We start from the raw sequence: 14,724 nt of genomic DNA on the forward strand, positions 1-14,724 counted from the left end.
CCCCAGCGCCCCTCGGTACATCCGTGCCCGGCCGTGCGTCCGTGTCCGGCGTTCCATCCCCGTACCCCCTGCGTCGTCGTGTCCCACGTGTGCATGTGACGTGCGAGCGGGGGCCGGGGAGCCCGCGAGGATGTTGCGGATGGATCTCGATGCGGCAACGGTGGGCGGGAGTTCAGCGGAACATCAGGGTCAGGACACGATGTCCTTACGGCTGAACCCGCGAAAGGCGAAGGCGAACAGGATCAGCGCATACGTCACCGAGACCGCCGCGCCCTTCACCATGCCGCCCCATTCCAGGCCGGGCTGGAGCGCGTCCGCCCAGGCGAACTGCCAGTGAGCGGGCAGGAATTCGCGCCAGGAGCCGAGCGCGGTGACTGCGTCCAGCACATTGCCGACGATGGTCAGCCCGACCGCGCCGCCGACCGCGCCCAGCGGGGCGTCCGTCCTGGTCGACAGCCAGAACGCCAGCCCGGCGGTGACGAGTTGGGAGACGAAGATGAACGCGACGACGAGCGCGAGCCGCGGCACGGTGTCCCCGGTCGCGAGCGCGCCGCCGGTGGGCAGTTCGAGCGGACCCCAGCCGTACGCGGCGGCTCCCGCGGCCAGCGCGACGAGCGGCAGCAGCACCATCGCGGCCAGGCTGAAACCGAGCGCCACGACGAGCTTGCTCCACAGCAGCCGCGCCCGGGGCACGGGCGCCGCCAGCAGATAGCGCAGCGAGGACCAACTGGCCTCGGAGGCCACGGTGTCGCCGCAGAACAGCGCCACCGGGACCACGAGCAGGAATCCGGCCGAGACGAACAGACAGGTCGCGGCGAAGTTCGCGGCGGACGCGGTCGCGGTGTCCATCAGAGTGAGCCGGCCACCGCCGCCGGGCCCGCCGTCCGGGGTGCCGCCGATCGCGAACGCGATGATCAGGATGAACGGCAGCGCGCCCAGCACCCCGCCCATGAGCAGGGTGCGCCGCCTGCGCAGCTGCCGTGCGGCCTCCACCCGCAGTGGGAGGGTGCGCCGGGCGCGGTATCCGGGGGCTTCCGGGGCCTCGGTGACTTCGGCTGCGGTACTCATGCGGAGCCTCCGGAGATCAGGGTGAGGAACGCGTCCTCCAGGCGGCGGTGCGGCCCGGCACCGGTCACCGGCACGTCCAGCCGGACCAGTTCGGCGATCAGCTGTGCGGACGTCGCCCCGTCGAGCCGGACCAGGAGCCCGTGCCCGTCGTCCGTGCGGACGGCGGAGCCGATGCCCGGGAGCGCGGCGGTCTTCTCCACGAGGGGTTCGGAGAGCTCCTCCGCCGTGGTGACGAGCAGCATGTCGCCCGAGCCGGTGATCTCGGCGACCGGGCCCGCCTGGACGAGCCTGCCCCGGTCCATGACCACCAGGTGGGTACAGGACTGTTCGACCTCGGACAGGAGGTGGCTGGAGACGATGACGGTCCGGCCGCCGGCCGCGTACCGGATCATCACGTCGCGCATCTCGCGGATCTGCGGCGGGTCGAGGCCGTTGGTCGGTTCGTCGAGGATGAGGAGGTCCGGCATTCCCAGCATGGCCTGGGCGATGGCGAGCCGCTGCCGCATGCCCTGCGAGTAGGTGCGGACCGCTCGGGCCAGTGCGTCGCCGAGCCCGGCGATCTTCAGGGCCTCCTCGATGTACGAGTCCGCGGCGGGCCGCCCGGTGGCCTGCCAGTACAGCTCCAGGTTGGCGCGGCCGGACAGGTGCGGCAGGAATCCGGCGCCCTCGACGAAGGACCCGACGCGTGACAGCACGGGCGCCCCGGGCCGGATGGCCCGCCCGAAGACCCGGATCTCTCCGCCGTCGGGTGTGATGAGCCCCATCAGCATGCGCAGCGTGGTGGTCTTCCCCGCGCCGTTGGGGCCCAGCAGCCCGAGCACCTGGCCCTTCTCGACCCGGAAGGACAGCTCCCGGACGGCGTACCGGTCGGCGGACTTCGCGTACTTCTTCGACAGGCCGGTGATCTGGAGCGGTACGTCGGTGAGTGCGGGGTCCGGGGCGGGGGTGGCGGTCCGGCGCCGCATGGTGAGCAGCAGGGCGGCGGCGATCACGACGGCGGCGGCCGGGAGCCCCCAGGTCCACCAGGGCAGGGCGGCCGAGGCGGTCGTGAGGCCGGGTGCGGTGGGGATGGCGAGCGGGCCGTCGAGGGAGACGGTGTACGTGGTCGGCGCGGCCGGGGACGCGTAGCCGAGGTCGGTGGCGGCCAGCACGAGCCGGAGCCGGTGTCCGGAGCCGAGTTCGTGGTCGACCGCGGGCAGCGTCAGCTCCAGGGGCTTGCCCTGCTGGTCGGGGGTGATCCGGTAGGGGGCGACGAGCTGGGAGGGCAGCACCTGCTGCTTGCCGTCCGGCGACACGTCGTACACCTTGCCGAACAGCACCGCGTCGCCCTTGCCCGCCTTCACGTTCACGCGCACGGTCGGCGAGCCGGTGATGCGCCGCGCGGTCTTCAGCGGGGCGGATTCGAAGCGGGCGTTCTGCCCGGGGAAGTCGACGGAGAGCCCGACGCCGAGGGTGGACAGCTGGGCGAGACCGCCACCGGTGCCGGGAACGGCGGAGATGGCGGGCGGGCCGGCCCCGGCGGGGTTGTTGAACGTCTGCGTCCCGCCTCGCAGCCCGACCGGTACTCCCCCGCTGTTCAGCCCGGGGTAGGTGTCGCCGCTCGCGCCGCGGGTGAGGGCGGCCCCGTCGGTGGAGTCGATGCCTCCGGTCCGGGTGACGCGGAAGGCGGGGCCGGTGTCGGCGTCCTTGTCGCCCTTCAGGTAGCGGTCGAACCAGTGGGTGACCCGCTGCCGCACCCGGTGGGACTCCTTGTCGCCGCCGTCGTGGCCGCCTGCGACCCAGTCGACGGAGACGGGCGCGCCGTTCGCCTTGACGGCCCTGGCCATGGCGTCGGCCTGCCCGAGCGGGAAGAGGGAGTCGGTCTGCCCCTGCATGATCAGCGCGGGCACCCTGATGCGGTCGGCCACGGCGCTCGGCGACCGCTCGGTGAGCAGCGCACGGGCGGCGGCGTCCGGTTTCCCGTTGACGGCGACCCTCTCGTACATCGCGCAGAGCTGCTTCTCGAAGTTCTCGCAGCCGCCGCCGGTGGTGACGAAGAGCCCGGCCCAGAGCTTCTTGAACACCCCGCCGGGGAACAGCGCGTCGGCGAGGTTCCAGTACGTCATCTCCGGGGCGATGGCGTCGACGCGCCGGTCGTACCCGGCGGCCAGGAGCGAGACCGCTCCGCCGTAGGAGGCGCCCGTGACCCCGACCCTCGGGTCGCCCGCGGCGTCGAGCTGTACCTCGGGCCGGTCCGCCAGCCAGTCGATCAGCCGGGAGACGTCCTTCACCTCGGCGCCGGGTGCGTTGAGCGAGGTCTTCCCGCCGGACCGGCCGAAGCCGCGGGCGGACCAGGTCAGCACCGCGTACCCGTCCGCCGCCAACTGCTGGGCCTGCGCCCGGTTGTCGGCCTTGCTGCCGCCGAAACCGTGCCCGATCAGCACCGCGGGCCGGCTCTGCGAGCCGCCGGTGGTGAAGTACGAGGTGTCGATGGACACCCCGTCGATGCGCATCATCCGGTCCTGACGGTGCACGGCCGGTGCGCTGTCGTCGGCCGCGGCGGTCCAGGTGCCCGCCCCGGCCAGCACGACGAGTGCGGCGATGCCTGCGGCCCACCGGCCGCGGCTGCGGGGCAGCAGGCGCCGCCACCGGGGCGTACGCGCGTGAGGGGTCTCCATGTGTTGAGCCTAAGCGGGCCGCCACCCCGTCCACGCAGCCGCCAGGGGGAGGTACCCGGCCTCCTCAGGGCGTACGGCGCTGCGCGGGCGTACTCCGCCCGCGGTATGCCCGCCGCACGGCCCGGCCCACCGCACCGGCCCGACCCCCGCGCACCGGCGCGGACGTCCGGCACGTCCGCAACGTCCGGGTCATCACGTCGCGCCGTCGCGGTGGCCGTTCTCCGCGCGGGCTACGCCGTGGGCAGCTTGCCGCTCTTGGTGTGCACCTCGTCGAGGAACTCGACGTCCTTCGAGTTCATCCGGTACACGTTGATCCGGACCTTGTGGCCCTCGGGGATGCTGAAAGCGCAGGACTTGAACGTGCTCGTCTGGCAGGTGCCCTTCTTCTTCTCCGCGGTGACGTCGTAGACCTCGGTCCAGATGTAGTGGTTGTCCGCGCGCAGGTCGTCGACATCCACCCGCTCGGCGTCCTTCGCCGAGTCGCGCGGCTCGAACACGACCCCGGCCACCTTCTTGCCCCCCGCGTAGAAGTAGTCGACCGTATTGGGCTTGGCCGCGGCGCCGGACGTGCCGGCACCTGCGGTGAGGGTGAGCCCCAGAGCCGTCACCACCGTGGCGCCCATGCGAACGAGGATGCGCTTGTTCATGTGGTTCCTCCGTGCCGCTGTGAGCCGGTGCGGCGCACCGGCAGTGATCTTCCTACCAGGGGGCCGGAACGAGCGGTCAAGGCGTTTTCGCAGGATCTCCGTCCCATGACCTCGGCGTGGAGAAGCCACCCTCGGGCCCCCTCGAAGACCTCACGGTCCGGTCAGGACCGAAGGCTTCACGGCCCGGTCAGCAGACCGCTCGTGTCGACCCGAGGACGGTCGGTGCGACGGGGGCGGGGTACGGCGACTCCTTCGGCAGGAGGCGTGCCGCCGCGTCATTGCGGCCCGACCGGACCAGCTCGTGGATCTCCCGGGCCAGCGGGGTGACATCGCGGACGGACACCGTCCACTCGTCCGCGTAACGCCGCGCCGCCTCCCCCGCGAGCCCGAGCTGGAGGGAGCGGTACGGCAGCCGGTTCAGGTGCAGATCACGCTCGGGGTCCCACTGGACGCGCGCCGGGGCACGGCGCAGGGTGCGCTGCCAGGTGGCTTGGTCGGGGTGCACGCCCCGTTCGTAGTGCGAGAGTTCGGCGTTCGCGAGTGCCCAGTCGAAGCCCTCGCGGGTGATCTCGACCGCCAGGACGGTCTCCTGACCCTCCAAGCCGCGTTCACACACCCTTTTGCTCGTGTGGTTGCGGGCCCGCGTCGCGGGCTGGTCAGCGCTGAGCGTCGCTGCCGTTGCGGTGCTCAGGGCGGCGGGTCCACAGAGATACATCACTGCTCGTCGCGACGGCGATGGTTTCCCCGGAGGGAGAGAAGCCGAAGGCTCGAAGTTCCGAGTATGTGGAGTGGAAGATGTGCCACCACTGCTCTCCGTGGGGACCGGAGTGGGGGAGTCCGCCGTCGGCAGAGAGCAGGACACGGTCGCTCGGCCAGGCCGGGGTGACGACCTCCAGAGTCCAGCCGTCCGCGGTGGTGGTGTGCAGTCCTCCGCCGAAAAGCCCCGCAATGCGCACGCGTATACAACTGAGCGGCCCCAGCCCGGGACAGGAAAGGTCGGCAACCGCGTCGGGGGTGCTGTCCTCTGGGTCGGGGTCGCGATCCCTGGCGATCTTCTCCCCGGTGACGGCATCGAAGAGTCCGTGACCGTCGTGAGAGACGACCATCACCAGGTCATGGCCGCCCTCAGGGTGCGCCGCGAAACCGATCCCGAGAAGTCCGCCGACAGGGACGCCGTACTCGCACTCGAAGACGGGCCGCCAGGGTTCGGGCGCCGACATCACAGGAGCGGCGAGGAGCCGTTCGCGCAGGGCCTGTTGGTACGCGGAGAGCTTCGGCTCAAGATCTTGCCGCTCGACCGGGGCGGCCTTCTTCGTCGGTTTCGTCACGCCTTCATGATCCGTGTTTCGGTCGGCCTACCCAACGGAGTTGATGCAGACCAGTCTTCAGACACGCTTCTTGTCGGCTGTGAACGTTGCTTGATGACCCATGTCAAGCCGTGTCCATAGCCTTTAGAACTCCTGACGAAATGATCTTCGAGGTAGTCGGATCACTCCGGAACCGTTGAACCGGCGGTGCGAGGTGGCCAGGCCGAAGCCGTGGCAGGTCACCCTCGGATGCGCGCTCATCTACTGGCGGCGACTGGGCACCCTGGCGACCGATGGCGTGGGCTAGTTAGCCGCTGCTAGCCGGTTAAGAACTTCCTCGGCGGTGAAGCTCCAGCCGACCAGGCGTGGCCCGCTCCAGTTGATGCCGATCACGAGTCCATCCCGGTCGGCATCGGGCAGTACGCCATCGCACCAGGTATCCAAGGGCATGGACTCAACGCGGAGCCCACGCCCCCAGATCTTCGCCGCCCTCTGGGCACGGGCCGAGGTCGACCAGAAGGGAAGACTTCGCGTGCCGTCCACAGTGAGGTGCGTGGGGCTTCCGTCGTCATCCCGGACAAGCCAGACCGAGACCGCGAGCGCGCCGTGCTTGCGCAACTTCTCTGCGCGGCCGCGGTCCAGACGTGCCCGTTCGACCCCGTACCGGCGGTGGCTGGTGCGCGGTGGGTGCTGCCGCACTGGTCGGCGAGGTCCGGTCAAGGATGCTCGTCCGCCCCTTCGAGGGCGAGTACCGGTTTGCGGGGGCGGTGCTCGGGGTGGCTGTCCTCCGGGCGCGGCTGCGGAACAGAAGTGGACGGCGCGTCAGCGGTCGGTGCGGCTACCGGATCGGCCCGCCGGAACGTGCGGCTCAGCCCCCGTCCGAGGAACCCGTAGAACCGGTCGGGAAGGAACACGGCGTCGGCGACGACCATGGCGCCGGAGAAGAGCGGCAGGCCCATGAGCACGGCGATGCCCACATGCATGCCAATGAGCAGGGGCAGCACGACGTACTTGACCCGGCTGAACAGTACGAACGGGAAGGCCACCTGAAGCAGGACGGTCAGGTAGCTGGCGACGGCGATCAGCATCGGAAGCCGGTCCACCAGGACGGAGAGCGTCGGCCACGGCCGGAACAGGTCGAGGTTGAGTACGTAGTGGATCGCGGTTCCGTTGCCCCAGAGGCTGCCCTGGACCTTGTACAGCCCGGCGGATCCGTACAGCAGGCAGACCTGGGCCGCGATGACGAACAGGGCGCAGTTGTGCAGCACCGTCGCCAACTGCCGCCGCGCGAGGTCGAGATCGCGCAACAGGCCCGGTGCGGAGCGCCGCGTCAGGGCGGTAACCGCCTTCGGCGTTCCCCGCTTCCCGGCCCGGCGGGCGTCGAGGGACCAACGGCGTCCGCAGGCGGTGAAACAGAGGTAAAGGGCCATGAGGAGGATGAGGTTGTCCCCACCGTCCGTCATGAAGATCGAACGCGCGTGGAAGGACGCCACGACGACCGCGAAGACCACGGACACGACCCGGGTACGCCATCCCAGCAGGAAAAGTGCGGACGTCACCACGGCGAGGAGGTAGCAGACCTCGAAGTACGGCCGGCTGTCGGACAGTGTGAGGATGCTGGACCAGCCGGTCTGGTTGAAGAGTTCACCGGCCAGCGCGGGTGTCCAGGGGGAGCCGGGCCCCCAGATCTCGTCCCGGTGCGGGAACTCCCGCAACAGGAAGGCGAGGTAGAGGAACCCGTACCCGATGCGCAGTGCCGCGGTCGCGTGGAGCGAGCGGGGCTGCTCGGTCACGGCGGTGCGCAGGGCGTTCATTGTGCGCAGGACACTCGCCTGCCCACGTACCCGCCGGCCGGCGTCGACCGGTGGCGGAGAAGAAGGGTACGGATCCGGTGTACGCGGAGCCTGCAGTCCCTGTTCAGCCGGCATACGGGGCCACCTTCCACGTCGCCTTCCACCAGGGCAGGTACCGGGTGTTGTCCGGCGCGGGGGCGGCAGCGGGCCGAGAACCTGCTCCCCCTGCGGACGTCGGTACGGGGCGCACGGTGACCCGTAGCTGGATGTCCTCGAACGAGCCGTGCCGGTGCGCGGCGACGCGCTGGGCCGAGATGTTGCTCAGGTACTGCTGCATCATCCAGGCACGGCGCGAGTGGGGCTGGTCGTCCCCGCCGTGCAGTTCGAGGTACGAGGACCACGCCCGGCGCAGCATGTTCTGCTCCGTATGGCTCGGAAAGACACTGTGCCGGACGGCGGATTCATCCACGGCGGACAGGTCGAACCAGTCGCTGACCTGCTGGGTGCCGTCTGCGGACGTCCGCATGGTCCGTGCCGAGATCCGGTAGTTGACCGATTCGGGGTTGGGTGCGAAGAGACGCCAGTTCTGCTCGAACAAGGGGTAGACCCAGGCATTGATCTGCTTGTTGTAGCGCTGCGAGACGCTGTTGGCCGGGGCCACGTGCAGAAATACGACAAGGACGTGGGTCAGCGAGACCGCCAGAAGAAATAGCGTGGCGACGGCGGTAATCGTCTTCAGGATTCTGGTGCGCCGTGGAGTCTCCGTGATCGTCTCCGGTGCGCCGGTTTCTTCTCTCGCGATCTGCGGATCCTCTCCGCCCTTGTCACCTTTCGCGCCCGGCGTTGTTCCGTAGCAGGAATCTTTGATGCTCATGGGGTTCCGTATTTCATGGTCTTAGGGACTCATGGTTTTCGCGTCTTCGGGGGCTGGTGAGCACGGTCGCCCGGCGCGCAGAAGGATGTACTGCGCGCCGGGCGGCTTGCGATTCAACTAGACCTTGGCGGCCTTGCATTCCTGGTACGAGGAGCACTTCTTGTCGTGCTTCTTCGTGTGTTCTTCGGTGTGCTTCTTGTTGTGCGTCTTTTCGTGCTTGGCGGGGTGGTGCTTGACCGGCTTCGGGTGCTTCGCCGGGTGCTTCTTGCACGTGCAGGGCTTGGTGTGGTGGTGGGGCTTCGGGTGCCCGGCAGGCTTGGCGTGGTGGTGCCCGGTGGGCTTGGCGTGGTGGTGCGGCTTCGGGTGCCCGGTGGGCTTCCCCGGGTGGCCGCCGTTACCGCCGCCGGTCGTGTTCCCCGCGGTGTTCCCGGAGGTGTTCCCCGCCGTGTTCCCGGAGGTGATCCCCCCCGTGTTCCCGGCGATGTTCCCCGAGGTGTTGCCCACCGTGGTGCTGCCCGTGCCGCCGGTGGTCCCGGCGATCAGGCCCCCTCCGGTGGTACCGCCGGTCAGGACCCCTCCGAGGACGCCACCCAAGGCCCCGGTCGTGGTGCCCGTGGTGGTGCCGGTCGTGGTGCCGGTCGTGGTGCCCGTGGTGGTGCCGGTCGTGGTTCCGCCCGTGGTGCCGTTGGCGCACGTCGAGCGGGTGATCCGGTTGGTATCCAGGGTCACGGAGCCGTTGCGGGCCAGCGCCCGGCCGTCGATCGACGCCCCGGTGTTGGCTCCGATCGATGTCAACGCCAGGATGTTGCCGACGAAGGTGGTGTCGGTCCCGAGCGTCGCGGAACTGCCGATCTGCCAGAACACGTTGCACGGCGCCGCGCCGTTGACCAGCAGCACACGGCTGGCCGAGGCCGTCGTCAGCGTCGAGCCGACCTGGAAGATCCACACCGCGTTGGGATCGCCCTGCGCGTCCAGCCTGAGCGTGCCGGTGAGGCCGATCGAGCTGGAGGCCTTGTAGACACCTGGAGTCAAGGTCAGACCGCCGAGGTCACCGGCGATGCTGGAGTCGGGGGCCTGTCCTGCGGCGTTGTTGTACGCCGTGGTCAGGTCCGTCTGGGCCTGGAGCGCGGGTGCGTCCGCCGAGTGGGTGGCTCCGTTCACGATCCCGGGCGGGAAGCCGCTGACGGCGGTTCCCGGGCTCACACCGAGGTCTCCGGTGATCACGGACGGACCGGTGTTGGTGACCGACTGGCCGGCCAGCACCGCGTAGCTGTCCGCCGTTCCCAGAGGGACGGGGCTCCCGACCGCAAGGGCCTGCACTGGGGTGAGGGCCATGGCCGCAGCTGCCGCAACACCGGCCGCCGTGAGCCAGGTGGTAATGGCACGCCATGGAAACGCGCCACTGATGTTCGGTTTCATCGAGGGGGCCTACTCCTGTAGGGAATGGTGCAGTCTCTTTCTCGACCCTCAACTGTTCGATGAGCGCTGGACATTTGAGGGTGCATTTCTGCGTCACCGGAAGAGGGGCACGTGAGGGCGTGGAAATGCCCGAGGCGTACTGTCGTCACAGCTACGGACATCAGCGGAATTCGCGTACGCCCTCAAGAGAAGCCGCTACCTCAGGCGCCGCAGGAACGGACCCTACCGGTTCGTGTTTTGCGACACGGGTGCGGAGCAGGACTACCGGAGCTGCCCTCGGGGCGGGAGCCGGCGCCACTTCCCTGCGTAAGCCTGTGAGCAGAAAGGGAAGAATCCTTTCACCTTGATCATCCGACCACCGCCGAACGGGCACTTCGAAGCGTCGGCGAAAGGCAGACTTCCGGGCGCGGCGAAGATGGTGCGAACCGTATCGTCAGGGCTTCGGTGGAGTCGGATAACCCTCTATTCATGGCGGTCCGTCAGGTAACAGCGGCGAGGCCCGGAACGTGACAGGCGCGGCGTCCGAGATCACGGAGCTCTCTGGCCTCACCGTTTCACTTGGGTACGGTTGGACCGTGTGGGGTGTGGTGCGGGACCGGCGGCTCAACGCTCTCGCGGCGCTGATGGTGGCGGTCAACGCGGTCGGGCTGCTGCTGAGCCTGGTGGCGGGTGACCCGCGGCTGATGCTGCTCAAGGACAGCGGGGTGAGCAGCACCATCGGCCTGGTGGTCCTGGTGTCCGCGCTGCGGGGGCGGCCGATGATGTCGGCGGGGCTGCGGCCGTGGCTGACCCGGGGCGAGGCGGCCAAGACCGCTGCCTGGCAGCGGCTTTCGGGGACGGGCGCGTTCCGGCGGGCCGAGGCGCGGTTCTCGGTGGTGTGGGGTGTGGCGCTGCTCGGTGAGTGCGTGGTGCGCGCCGTGGGGGCGTACACCGTGCCGGTCGAGACGATGGTGTGGGCCGGCCAGGTGGTCCTGGTGGCCGCGATGGTGGTGGCGTTCGCCGTCTCGGGGAGGATCGCGGTCGTCCCCATGGAGCGGATGATCGAGGAAGCGGCCGGCGCGGAGCGCTGACCGGTCAGAAACCACTGCAGGGCCGCCCCGGGGGAGCGGCCCTGCAGTTCTGTCCGGGTCCGGACCGATGTTCCGGGGCCGGACCAGGAATACGGTCCCGGCCGGATCGGCCAGATCGGCCGGATCTGCCGGATCTGCCGGATCTGCCGGATCTGCCGGATCAGTGGTTGCTGGGGAAGCCCAGGTCCACGCCGGCCGGGGCGTCGGCCGGGTCCGGCCAGCGGGTGGTGGTGACCTTGCCGCGGGTGTAGAAGTGCACTCCGTCGTTGCCGTAGATGTGGTGGTCACCGAAGAGCGAGTCCTTCCAGCCGCCGAAGGAGTGGTAGCCCACCGGCACCGGGATCGGGACGTTGATGCCGACCATGCCGGCCTCGATCTCCAGCTGGAAGCGGCGGGCGGCGCCGCCGTCGCGGGTGAAGATCGCGGTGCCGTTGCCGTACGGCGAGGCGTTCATCAGCGCGACGCCCTCCTCGTACGTGTCGACGCGCAGCACGCACAGGACCGGGCCGAAGATCTCGTCCTTGTACGCGTCCGAGTCGGTCGAGACGTTGTCGAGGAGGGAGAGGCCGATCCAGTGGCCGTCCTCGAAGCCCTCGACCGTGTAACCGGTGCCGTCGAGGACGACGTCGGCGCCCTGGGCCGCGGCGCCGGTGACGTAGGAGGCCACCTTGTCGCGGTGGACGGCGGTGATCAGCGGGCCCATCTCGGACGCCGGGTCGTTGCCGGGGCCGATCTTGATCTTCTCGGCGCGGTCCTTGATCCGGGCGACGAGGCCGTCGGCGATGGAGCCGACCGCGACGACCGCGGAGATCGCCATGCAGCGCTCACCGGCGGAGCCGTACGCGGCCGAGACGGCGGCGTCGGCCGCGGCGTCGAGGTCCGCGTCCGGCAGGACCAGCATGTGGTTCTTCGCACCGCCGAGCGCCTGGACGCGCTTGCCGGTGGCGGAGGCCGTGGCGTGGATGTAGCGGGCGATCGGGGTGGACCCGACGAACGAGACGACGGAGACGTCCGGGTGGTTGAGCAGACCGTCGACGGCGACCTTGTCACCGTGCAGGACGTTCAGGACACCGTCCGGCAGACCGGCCTCGGAGGCCAGCTCAGCCAGCAGGTTGGCGGTCGACGGGTCCTTCTCGCTGGGCTTGAGCACGAACGTGTTGCCGCAGGCGATGGCGAGCGGGAACATCCACATCGGCACCATGGCCGGGAAGTTGAACGGCGTGATGCCGGCGACGACACCGATCGACTGACGGATCGAGGAGACGTCCACGCGGCTGGACACCTGGGTCGACAGCTCGCCCTTGAGCTGGGTGGTGATGCCGCAGGCCAGCTCGACGATCTCCAGACCGCGGGCCACCTCGCCCAGCGCGTCGGAGTGCACCTTGCCGTGCTCGGCGGTGATCAGCGCGGCGATCTCGTCCCGGCGGGCGTCCAGCAGCGCGCGGTAGCGGAACAGGATCGCGGTGCGGGCGGACAGCGACGACGTGCCCCACGTCGCGTACGCGTCCTTCGCTGCGGCCACCGCGGCGTCGACCTCGTCCGGGGAGGCAAGCGCGACCTGGGTGGTGACCGCGCCGGTGGCCGGGTCGGTGACCGGGCCGTAGTTGCCCGACGCGCCCTCGACGGTCTTGCCACCGATCCAGTGGTTGACGGTCTTCATGCTGTGACTCCTTCAGAGGTGGCTGCGTCGGTCGGTGACGTGACGTTCGTACTCTTCCCGGGCTCTTGCCGCCGACGGGCGAGTGGCCGTTTCGGCTACGGGAACATCCCACCACGCCTGTGCCGGAGGGGGCCCCGACACTGTGTCTGCCGTTTCGGTCTCGACGTAGACACAAGTGGGACGGTCCTGGTCGCGCGCCAGGGCGAGGGCTTCCCGCAGCTCACGGACGGTCCCGGCACGCAGCACCCGCATACCGAGGGAGGCGGCGTTCGCCGCGAGATCGACGGGGAGCGGCGGGCCGGTGAAGCCGCCGTCCGCCGACCGGTGGCGGTAGGCCGTACCGAAGCGTTCGCCGCCCACGGACTCGGAGAGACCGCCGATCGACGCGTACCCGTGGTTCTGCAGGACGACCAGTTTGACGGGCAGGTTCTCCTGAACGGCGGTGACGATCTCGGTGGGATTCATGAGGTACGTGCCGTCGCCGACGAGCGCCCAGACCGGGCTGCCCGGGGCGGCCAGCTGGACGCCGATCGCTGCGGGGATCTCGTATCCCATGCAGGAGTAGCCGTACTCGACGTGGTACTGCCGCGGTGACCGGGCCCGCCAGAGTTTGTGCAGGTCACCGGGGAGCGAACCGGCCGCGTTGATCAGGATGTCGTCGTCGGTGACCAGCTCGTCGAGGAGACCGAGGACCTGGGCCTGGGTGGGGCGGGCGTCCGGGTCGGGCGCGGCGTAGGCCGCGTCGACGCGCTGCTCCCAGCGGGCCTTGGCGTCGGTGTACCCGCTCTCGTACCCGGCGTCGGTCCGGTGGTCGCTCAGGGCGGGCGCGGCGGTGAGGGCTTCGAGCGAGGCGCGGGCGTCGGCCACGAGCGGGAGTGCGCCGAGCTTGTGCGCGTCGAAGCCGGTGATGTTGAGGTTGAGGAACCGGACGTCCGGGTTCGCGAAGAGGGTGGCGGACGCAGTGGTGAAGTCGGAGTAGCGGGTGCCGACCCCGATCACCAGGTCGGCGGTACGCGCCAGGGCGTCGGCGGTCGCGGTGCCGGTGTGGCCGATGCCGCCGACGTCGGCGGGGTGGTCGTGGCGCAGGGAGCCCTTGCCCGCCTGGGTGGTGGCGACAGGGATTCTGGTGGCGGTGGCGAACGCGGCCAGGGCCTCCTCGGCCGCGCTGTGGTGGACCCCGCCGCCTGCCACGATCAGCGGCCGGCGGGCGGCCCGTACCGCCCGCACCGCCCGGTCGAGCTCATCCGGGTCGGGGGCCGGCCGGCGTACGTGCCAGACGCGTGTCGCGAAGAACTCCTCCGGCCAGTCGTACGCCTCGGCCTGGACGTCCTGCGGCAGCGCGAGCGTGACCGCACCGGTCTCCGCCGGGTCGGTGAGGACCCGCATGGCCCTCAGCGCCGCCGGGATCAGGGCCTCGGGGCGGTTGATCCGGTCGAAGTAGCGGGAGACGGGGCGCAGGCAGTCGTTGACCGAGATGTCGCCCTGGGAGGGGACCTCCAGCTGCTGGAGCACGGGGTCGGCGGGGCGGGTCGCGAAGGTGTCGCCGGGCAGCAGCAGCACCGGCAGGTGGTTGATGGTGGCGAGGGCCGCGCCGGTGACGAGATTGGTGGCCCCCGGGCCGATGGAGGTGGTGACGGCGTGCGCGGAGAGCCGGCCGGACTGGCGGGCGTATCCGACGGCGGCGTGCACCATGGCCTGCTCGTTGCGGCCCTGGAGGTAGGGCATGGCGGCCCCGGCCTCCAGGAGCGCCTGGCCGACGCCCGCGACATTGCCGTGGCCGAAGATCCCCCAGGTGGCGCTGATCAGCCGGTGGCGGCTGCCGTCGCGTTCGGTGTACTGCACGGCGAGGAAGTCCACCAGTGCCTGGGCGGTGGTGAGACGGCGCGTACTCACGTGTGATCCTCCGGTCCGTAGAACGGGAGCCTGGGGTCCATGGGCTGGGACGGCCAGGTGTCGCGGATCCAGCCGTGGTCGGGGTGGTCGCGGATCAGCCACTGCCGTTCCTCCCCCGGGCCCGCCATCACGTTCAGGTAGTACAGGGTGCGGCCGGGCGCGGCGATGGACGGGCCGTGCCACCCGTCCGGGATGAGGACCGCGTCGCCGCTGCGGACCTCGGCCAGGACGTCCGTACCGCCGGGACGGGACGGGGACACCCGGTGGTAGCCGAGGCCGTCGTCCGCGACCTCGAAGTAGTAGATCTCTTCAAGGACGGACTCCTCGCCGGGGTGG

At 70.2% G+C, this 14,724-nt stretch carries 11 protein-coding genes and 2 pseudogenes; 1 reads left to right on the forward strand and 12 read right to left on the reverse strand.

The annotated features are described in order from the left end of the window. Positions 1 to 189 precede the first annotated feature (189 nt). The 9 genes and pseudogenes from J1C73_RS29725 to J1C73_RS29765 all read right to left on the reverse strand — a co-directional run bounded on the left by J1C73_RS29725 (position 190) and on the right by J1C73_RS29765 (position 9,681). Positions 190 to 1,068 (reverse strand): ABC transporter permease, encoded by an 879-nt coding sequence (locus J1C73_RS29725; RefSeq protein WP_207319092.1) that lies wholly within the window; start codon positions 1,066 to 1,068, stop codon positions 190 to 192. Next, positions 1,065 to 3,725, reverse strand: a complete 2,661-nt coding sequence (locus J1C73_RS29730; RefSeq protein WP_207319093.1) for an alpha/beta fold hydrolase — start codon at positions 3,723 to 3,725, stop codon at positions 1,065 to 1,067. Before J1C73_RS29730 ends, J1C73_RS29725 begins: the two co-directional genes overlap by 4 nt. A 230-nt stretch (positions 3,726 to 3,955) precedes the next feature. Then, positions 3,956 to 4,372: a hypothetical protein gene (locus tag J1C73_RS29735; RefSeq protein ID WP_207319094.1), complete on the reverse strand. Its 417-nt coding sequence runs from the start codon at positions 4,370 to 4,372 to the stop codon at positions 3,956 to 3,958. A gap of 187 nt (positions 4,373 to 4,559) precedes the next feature. Then, positions 4,560 to 4,970, reverse strand: a pseudogene (locus tag J1C73_RS36260) (DUF4291 family protein); the annotation flags it as partial. A 58-nt stretch (positions 4,971 to 5,028) separates the two neighbouring features. Beyond that, positions 5,029 to 5,700, reverse strand: a complete 672-nt coding sequence (locus tag J1C73_RS36265) for a hypothetical protein (protein ID WP_207319095.1) — start codon at positions 5,698 to 5,700, stop codon at positions 5,029 to 5,031. A 282-nt stretch (positions 5,701 to 5,982) separates the two neighbouring features. Then, positions 5,983 to 6,378 (reverse strand): DUF2750 domain-containing protein, encoded by a 396-nt coding sequence (locus J1C73_RS36150; protein WP_372446754.1) that lies wholly within the window; start codon positions 6,376 to 6,378, stop codon positions 5,983 to 5,985. A 17-nt stretch (positions 6,379 to 6,395) separates the two neighbouring features. After that, the gene (locus J1C73_RS29755; RefSeq protein ID WP_242644898.1) at positions 6,396 to 7,493 is read right to left on the reverse strand and encodes an HTTM domain-containing protein; all 1,098 of its coding nucleotides are present in this window, start codon (positions 7,491 to 7,493) and stop codon (positions 6,396 to 6,398) included. A gap of 103 nt (positions 7,494 to 7,596) precedes the next feature. Next, positions 7,597 to 8,346 (reverse strand): DUF5819 family protein, encoded by a 750-nt coding sequence (locus tag J1C73_RS29760; protein ID WP_242644899.1) that lies wholly within the window; start codon positions 8,344 to 8,346, stop codon positions 7,597 to 7,599. A 117-nt stretch (positions 8,347 to 8,463) separates the two neighbouring features. Then, positions 8,464 to 9,681, reverse strand: coding sequence for an ice-binding family protein (locus tag J1C73_RS29765; RefSeq protein WP_242644900.1), 1,218 nt, complete (start codon positions 9,679 to 9,681; stop codon positions 8,464 to 8,466). 656 nt (positions 9,682 to 10,337) lie between these two features. Here J1C73_RS29765 and J1C73_RS29770 point away from each other — a divergent pair. Beyond that, a pseudogene (locus J1C73_RS29770) lies at positions 10,338 to 10,835 on the forward strand (VC0807 family protein); the annotation flags it as partial. A gap of 160 nt (positions 10,836 to 10,995) precedes the next feature. On the opposite strand, the gene J1C73_RS29775 reads toward J1C73_RS29770, so the two are convergent. From J1C73_RS29775 to J1C73_RS29785, 3 genes are all read right to left on the reverse strand, one after another. After that, positions 10,996 to 12,495 carry a CoA-acylating methylmalonate-semialdehyde dehydrogenase gene (locus J1C73_RS29775; protein WP_207319098.1) on the reverse strand — a complete coding sequence of 500 codons (1,500 nt, stop codon included), beginning with the start codon at positions 12,493 to 12,495 and terminating at the stop codon, positions 10,996 to 10,998. 12 nt (positions 12,496 to 12,507) lie between these two features. Next, positions 12,508 to 14,388 (reverse strand): 3D-(3,5/4)-trihydroxycyclohexane-1,2-dione acylhydrolase (decyclizing), encoded by a 1,881-nt coding sequence (gene iolD, locus J1C73_RS29780; protein WP_207319099.1) that lies wholly within the window; start codon positions 14,386 to 14,388, stop codon positions 12,508 to 12,510. Beyond that, the coding region (locus tag J1C73_RS29785) for a 5-deoxy-glucuronate isomerase (protein WP_207319100.1) at positions 14,385 to 14,724 on the reverse strand (340 nt) is incomplete at its 5' end. The genes iolD and J1C73_RS29785, both read right to left, overlap by 4 nt.

Origin of the sequence: Streptomyces laculatispora (assembly GCF_017353455.1) — a bacterium.
GTDB classification, from domain to species: domain Bacteria; phylum Actinomycetota; class Actinomycetes; order Streptomycetales; family Streptomycetaceae; genus Streptomyces; species Streptomyces laculatispora.

Coding starts and splice junctions, on each gene's coding strand:
- J1C73_RS29735 (WP_207319094.1), bottom strand. CDS start 4,372: ATGAACAAGCGCATCCTCGTTCGCATGGGCGCCACGGTGGTGACGGCT.
- J1C73_RS29755 (WP_242644898.1), bottom strand. CDS start 7,493: ATGAACGCCCTGCGCACCGCCGTGACCGAGCAGCCCCGCTCGCTCCAC.
- J1C73_RS29730 (WP_207319093.1), bottom strand. CDS start 3,725: ATGGAGACCCCTCACGCGCGTACGCCCCGGTGGCGGCGCCTGCTGCCC.
- J1C73_RS29765 (WP_242644900.1), bottom strand. CDS start 9,681: ATGGCCCTCACCCCAGTGCAGGCCCTTGCGGTCGGGAGCCCCGTCCCT.
- J1C73_RS29775 (WP_207319098.1), bottom strand. CDS start 12,495: ATGAAGACCGTCAACCACTGGATCGGTGGCAAGACCGTCGAGGGCGCG.
- J1C73_RS29760 (WP_242644899.1), bottom strand. CDS start 8,346: ATGAGCATCAAAGATTCCTGCTACGGAACAACGCCGGGCGCGAAAGGT.
- J1C73_RS29725 (WP_207319092.1), bottom strand. CDS start 1,068: ATGAGTACCGCAGCCGAAGTCACCGAGGCCCCGGAAGCCCCCGGATAC.